The 5753-nt window shown below is 53.8% G+C and carries 5 protein-coding genes; 3 read left to right on the top strand and 2 right to left on the bottom strand.

From position 1 onward, the window contains the following. The 3 genes from VGE80_RS01590 to VGE80_RS01580 all read left to right on the top strand — a co-directional run. Positions 1-487: ribonuclease E/G (locus VGE80_RS01590; RefSeq protein WP_440591427.1), on the top strand; the 487-nt coding region annotated here is incomplete at its 5' end. A 94-nt stretch (positions 488-581) separates the two neighbouring features. Further along, positions 582-974, top strand: coding sequence for a 50S ribosomal protein L21 (gene rplU, locus VGE80_RS01585; protein WP_397571729.1), 393 nt, complete (start codon positions 582-584; stop codon positions 972-974). A 723-nt stretch (positions 975-1697) separates the two neighbouring features. Then, positions 1698-2507 (top strand): sigma-70 family RNA polymerase sigma factor, encoded by an 810-nt coding sequence (locus VGE80_RS01580; protein WP_440591426.1) that lies wholly within the window; start codon positions 1698-1700, stop codon positions 2505-2507. Positions 2508-4168: 1661 nt separating this feature from the next. Here VGE80_RS01580 and VGE80_RS01575 read toward each other — a convergent pair. Further along, positions 4169-4630 (bottom strand): hypothetical protein, encoded by a 462-nt coding sequence (locus tag VGE80_RS01575; protein WP_397571731.1) that lies wholly within the window; start codon positions 4628-4630, stop codon positions 4169-4171. Between the two features lie 85 nt (positions 4631-4715). Continuing rightward, positions 4716-5630 carry a DUF1559 family PulG-like putative transporter gene (locus VGE80_RS01570; protein ID WP_397571732.1) on the bottom strand — a complete coding sequence of 305 codons (915 nt, stop codon included), beginning with the start codon at positions 5628-5630 and terminating at the stop codon, positions 4716-4718. Positions 5631-5753: the final 123 nt, after the last annotated feature.

Here is a 5753-nt window from a genome sequence, read left to right as displayed (position 1 = left end):
CTTTATCGATATGCGGGAAGAACGACACCGACGCGGGGTCGAACGAGCCCTGCACAACGCCGTCAAGCGAGACCGGGCCCGAACCAAGATCCTGCACATCAGCCCGTTCGGCCTGATCGAGATGACCCGACAGCGAATTCGACCATCGCTTCGCCGCTCTGTCTATGAAGATTGCCCCTGCTGCTCGGGAACAGCACAGGTCAAAACGGCCGAAAGCATGGCAATCGACGTCATGAGATTACTGATGTCACACGCCAATCGTGACGATGTTTCGAAAGTGACAGTCGAAGCACACGAACGCGTCGCAGCCTTTCTGAACAACCGGAAACGCAAAGACATTACGCAACTCGAAGAGACATACGACGTTTCGATCACCGTTGATGCCAAAACAGGGGTCGGCCCTGAGCACCTTAAGTTCCACTGTTCCAATGCGACCGGGACGGAAGTGAGAATTTTGACCCAGTCAGACTCGAAATCGAAGAGCTAAACCGGTATTCTTTCCCTCCCCCTCTGGGTCGCCAGAGTTGGTACGTCAATTGTTTGCCCCGACACGGGGAAGAAAGCTTTCAAGGTCGGATGCTATGTTCGCAGTTTTTGAAGACGGAAGTCGCCAATTTCGCGTCCAGACGGGCGATGTCCTCGCCGTTGATTACCGAAGCGATGTGGAAGATGGGCAAACAATTACGTTTGACAAGGTTCTGCTAGCCAATGGCGGCGGAGCCAGCGTCGTTGGACAGCCTGTCATCTCCGGTGCTTCGGTCACCGCAGAAGTCGTTACCGCAGAACTGAAAGGCCTGAAACTCGAAATTCAGACCTTCCACCGCCGTAACGCTTCCCGGCGACACACTGGCCATCGCCAGAAATACACCCGCGTGAAGATCACCAACATCTCGGTCCCCAACCTCCAGGTTGTCGAACGAGCTGCCAGTGGTGAAGAAGCCAAGTCAGCCGAAAAGAGCACAGTCGCCTCCTGATCCGGACGCAACTGACTGCCAATCGATATGAACCAGAACGCGGAGCGAGCAATCGCTCCGCGTTTTGCATTTATACCCCTGCTAACAGCATTTCCATTGAGAATGACGCTGGGTGGGAATGGGAGTGGGGGGGGCGATGCCGGCAGGACTTGATGGATAGGGAAACATGCCGCTCAGCCATGTCGTGTTCAGGTCGGATGCCACCCGAGGAAAACAATTTTCCAAATTCTTCTAATTTTTCATAAAATTTTCGTCACAACAGTTAAAATCGATGTGAGGCACCTTTTGGACGACTTCGCCCGATTTTGCAAATGTGCCAAATCAGTCAGACAATTTAAACACCCGCTACACCCTAGGGATGTCAAGGCGAATATCACGATTTGAACGATTTGCTCCACCCTCCTCATCACCCCTGATGTAAACGCAACGCTCACAATTGACACGCCTTTTCCGGGTAATCCCCCCGAAGTGCTGCATTATTCTCGGGTTCGTCCCCCGAGCGGCTCGAAGCGCGGGGGGTTGTCAACGTTTTTTCCAAAACTTAAGATTCGGCGGTCGGATCGATGAATGATTTGACCGTTTTTTATTTTTTGTAAGGCGTGAATCGTGATTGCAAAACAAGAAGTGCACGACTCTGTTGTCGAGCCAGCAAGGCCGGTAACGAAGTCTGATCGCATCCTGAAGATGCAGATCGAATTCATCCCCAGCACGGAATTCGAGCCAATGCTAGTCGCTAAGGCTCGACTGAACGTCCTGGAAGCCGTTCCCCTGAATGGAAGCGTCGTACGCAAGGACGCGGCATCAGACGAAAGCCTCAAATGCCTTGCACCGGCCTTGGGTGAATCACTGCTGTCGTTCGCCGAAGAACAGCATGAATTTCGCCGTATGAACTTCCTGAAGTTCTCGGCCCAGCGTCTACAGTCGACACTGGATCAGTCGAACCCTGACGCACGAACGGTTGCTGAGATCGAGCGGCTCCTCGCGGAAGCTCAACAGACACGAGACCACCTCATCCGCGCCAACATGCGGCTGGTTGTCGCAAATGCCGGTAAGTACTGCACTACCAGCTACAGCTTCGAAGACCTGGTGAGCGACGGAACACTCGCCCTGATGGAAGCGGTAGAGAAATTCGACTACCAGCGAGGTTTTCGTTTCAGCACCTACGCTACGCACGCCATTCGACGGAGCTTTTTCCGTAAGATTGGTCGCCGACAGAAGGATCGGACACGATTTACCGTGACGGACCCTGAAGTCTTGACGAGTGCCGTTGACCACCGCGAAGTCGACTTCGATGCCCCGAACGAGACCCAGCTGATTAATCACATGTTGCTGGTGCTGTCAGACCACCTGACCGAGAGAGAACTCCGCGTGATCGAAGGTCGCTTCGGGCTCAAGAACGAAGCGGAACCCCGGACCCTGATGGAACTTTCGAGTGAACTGGGTATCTGCAAAGAACGCGTGCGTCAAATCGAAGGGATCGCACTGGGCAAACTGCGTACGTTCGCACTGAAGTATTCCGCGAAACTCGCGTAACGCTCGGGACTGCGCCGGACTGGATCGGCGCAATGACAGGAACACAACACCTTGCACGGACGCGGGTGGCTCCTGATCCCTGGAGTGATCTCTGCCGAATCCAAGCTCGCGACCATAAAACCGCTGAGCTACTTCTTGTCGGCCTGAAACCATTCCGCTCGTACACGGGGATATTCTGCGCCCCTACCGGGAAATCGGACAAGGTCACAAGACGTCTCTCTCCTTTGTCGTACACCGATGAGACAGATGTCGCGACCAGGCCGCCGCGATTATCTCCTTTTGAGACGATCCCCCTTTCACTAAGCCACATTCTGATTGCTATTAATACTCTCTAAGACCACCATAATACTCTCTAAGACCACCAACAACGGGCGACCATGAATGATGCTCGGCCGCAGCAGATTTGATCGAATCATCATCAAAACCCTGTCCAACCCCCGATTTGTGTCTCAATTCAGGTGATCGCCGCTTCGAGACCGCGCAATTGACCCTCTCATGGCAGCAGAAAGCGACCTGAAACGCGGAAACTTCAGGTTTATTCTACCGGAATCAGTGAGCGCGCGAGTGGGACGCTCGAGCCCTTCCTCACGCTTCGCGCAGACGAGCTCAAGTCAAAACGGCCATAGAACGCCGTTTCAGGTTTCTAACCAAGCTTAGGTCGACGGCCCCTGCCAAATGCTGCTGCGGATCGCCTTTGACTCACCCGCGAAGCGACGAATCCGGCTGGTTTGCTGGCCTAAATGCGCCAAATGTTCTCCGGAAACGCCACGGTGGTCCCCTCCAATGAAAACCGGTCGAGTTCAAAGCGACCTCACCCGAAAAAAAGAAGGCGACGGACCGCACCCCGCCCCGAGGCAATGCAGACGTCACTGCCCGACAACGAGAGCTTCGCGATGGTTCTGCTGGGCGGTAACGTCAGCTTGATCAGCTGCTGTTTCGCCAAGCTGTTCGCTGCAGCACCTCGATATGAGCACACTCGCATTTGCTCGCATCGCCACCCGAGCCACACTTCGCTCCAAGTCGCTCTGGTCTTCAGACTTTCCCGGAATGAGAGATACACCGGGCATGGACATCCTGACAAAAGCTGCACTTATGCGATCAAGAGGGATTCAAGAAACCGCACCGGACGGTGCATTGATTCTGGAAAGTGCCCCCAGGAAACAGTGACCCCATCAAGCGGCACCCGGACCGCGGATGCAAGCCCGCTCAGAATGAACCCCGCCATTAAAGAACCGTAGACCAGGGCACGAGGCTGCCGATCCTGGGCGAATATCTTGTGACTATCGTTCAACCGGCGAATGCGATGACACCTCCGCCGCCAACACACTCGCTCTCGGTGATTTCGGAGGGATACTGACATGACATCCCCAACACTGATCAGCGAACGCACCTGCAGAAGAGGAGTCGGCAGGACTTCAACTGCCGCGAACAACTGCTCCCGCATCATCATTCATCGTTTACGACATTCACTTCACATTCATATTTTATACCAACGACATCGCACTTCGTCGCCCCGACACAGAACTTCTCGCGATGGTGATAACAACGAAAAAAGCTGTGGGATTCAACCAGCGAATCCCACAGCCTGTCACAGTCACAGACTTAACGTCCAACGATCCGCAGAGCGAGAACTCACCTGCGGAAGTCGAACTCCGCAGCGATCAGTGCGTCTTCAAATCGAAGTTCATCTCATTCTTCGTAGGCTCAACTTCATACTTCAACGTCGTCTTGGAATTGAACTTATCGGGGACGTACATTTCAACTTTTTGCGCCGAGGAGACTGCGGAAGGACCAACTGTGGTTCCACCGATCCCCGTGGTCACCGGCTTACCAGATTCACGGAAACCTCGAATCTCAACCTTGTGACTTCCCGACGTGGGACCTTGTGAGGCCTTTATTTTGTAGAAGCCATCTGCGATCTGGCCACCCGCAGCGGGCCCTTCAATACCGTCGGGAAAGAAACCGATCGTTCCTGAAGGAACCGCAATTCCATCAACGGTAACGGTTCCGGAGATCTCGTATCGTGGCGGGCCAGACTTTCCGCATCCGTACATCCAAGTCGTCGACACGAATGCGACGAGAGCCAGGGCGACTCGAGCCTTTCGCTGAAACTGAAATTTCATTTTCAAAACCGATGAAAGAGCGATCACAAAATATTCGCCGAGAGTCGACACGATGACTCTCGGCTGAATCCCGGAAACACTTGGACTAGAACTCGCCAATCGTTTCGTTGCCTTTGTGTGTTCCGATCGCCTGCCAGATCACCAGGCTGAGGTTCTCACTGATGAATCGAACGGCACCGTCGGCCATGGTGACGTGAGCACCACCAATGTGCTGGCTGCGAGACGAGTAAATCAATGCACGGTCGGCATAGCTGGACGACGTTCCGATACAGGGGTATCGCAGACCGTTTACGCAGAACGCGGCACGCGACTCATCGGGAATCGTCGTGTTGGGATTGCGATCGTGCTGGTAGAGAGCCCCTTCCGGATAGTGCATCACACCTCGGAAATCGTCGCCTGTCGAGTTCAGCAGTTCCGAAACCAGCGCGGTGTTACTGGTTCCGTCGATGAAGTCACGGAAGCTTCGCTTGCTGTTCATTGTGAACGGACCGGGAAAGAGGCGTGATGGATCATCGGGATTGGTGACGCTACGCAATGCACCAATTCCGCTGTTAGCAACGTAGTTTCCACGGCGATAGGCGTTGAAAGCCATCTTGCCTGAGTTGGGATCAGAAGGACAGGTCATACCGGGGAGCGAGACTGAAACAATCTCGTTCGGAGGATTGCCGACCCCAGCAACACAACCGAAACATGAATTAAAATCAGCGCGATTATAAAGGGGGGCCTGATCGATATATGGCAGAATCATCGAGACCCAGGTCGCTTCATTGCGTGCCGTGGTTTCAAACACCTGAATCGCGCCAGGAGGCAACGTACTGAACGTGTCGTGATACGAATGGAGAGCCAATCCCAGCTGCTTCAAATTGTTCTTACATTGTGTCCGGCGAGCCGCTTCGCGTGCCTGCTGAACCGCAGGCAGCAACAGAGCGATCAAGACGGCGATGATCGCAATAACGACCAGGAGCTCGATCAGTGTAAAACCTTTACGACGTAGCTTCATGTGCGTAACCTCTTAAAAGTACAGAACCAGGTACGAACCGAGAAAAGAACGGGAACGAACGCAATCAATGCAGTACACTACACCGTTGCAACAGGATAACATATAGAACGATGTCAATTCGAC

It is taken from the genome of Schlesneria sp., from assembly GCF_036405755.1.
GTDB lineage: Bacteria > Planctomycetota > Planctomycetia > Planctomycetales > Planctomycetaceae > Schlesneria > Schlesneria sphaerica.
The sequence above is the reverse complement of the archived record's forward strand: the minus strand, read 5'-3'. Positions and strand labels throughout refer to the sequence as shown.

Bases quoted from the DNA above. Each gene is read 5' to 3' on its own strand.
- rplU (WP_397571729.1), top strand. From the start codon at position 582: ATGTTCGCAGTTTTTGAAGACGGAAGTCGCCAATTTCGCGTCCAGACG.
- VGE80_RS01580 (WP_440591426.1), top strand. From the start codon at position 1,698: ATGCTAGTCGCTAAGGCTCGACTGAACGTCCTGGAAGCCGTTCCCCTG.
- VGE80_RS01575 (WP_397571731.1), bottom strand. From the start codon at position 4,630: ATGAAATTTCAGTTTCAGCGAAAGGCTCGAGTCGCCCTGGCTCTCGTC.
- VGE80_RS01570 (WP_397571732.1), bottom strand. From the start codon at position 5,630: ATGAAGCTACGTCGTAAAGGTTTTACACTGATCGAGCTCCTGGTCGTT.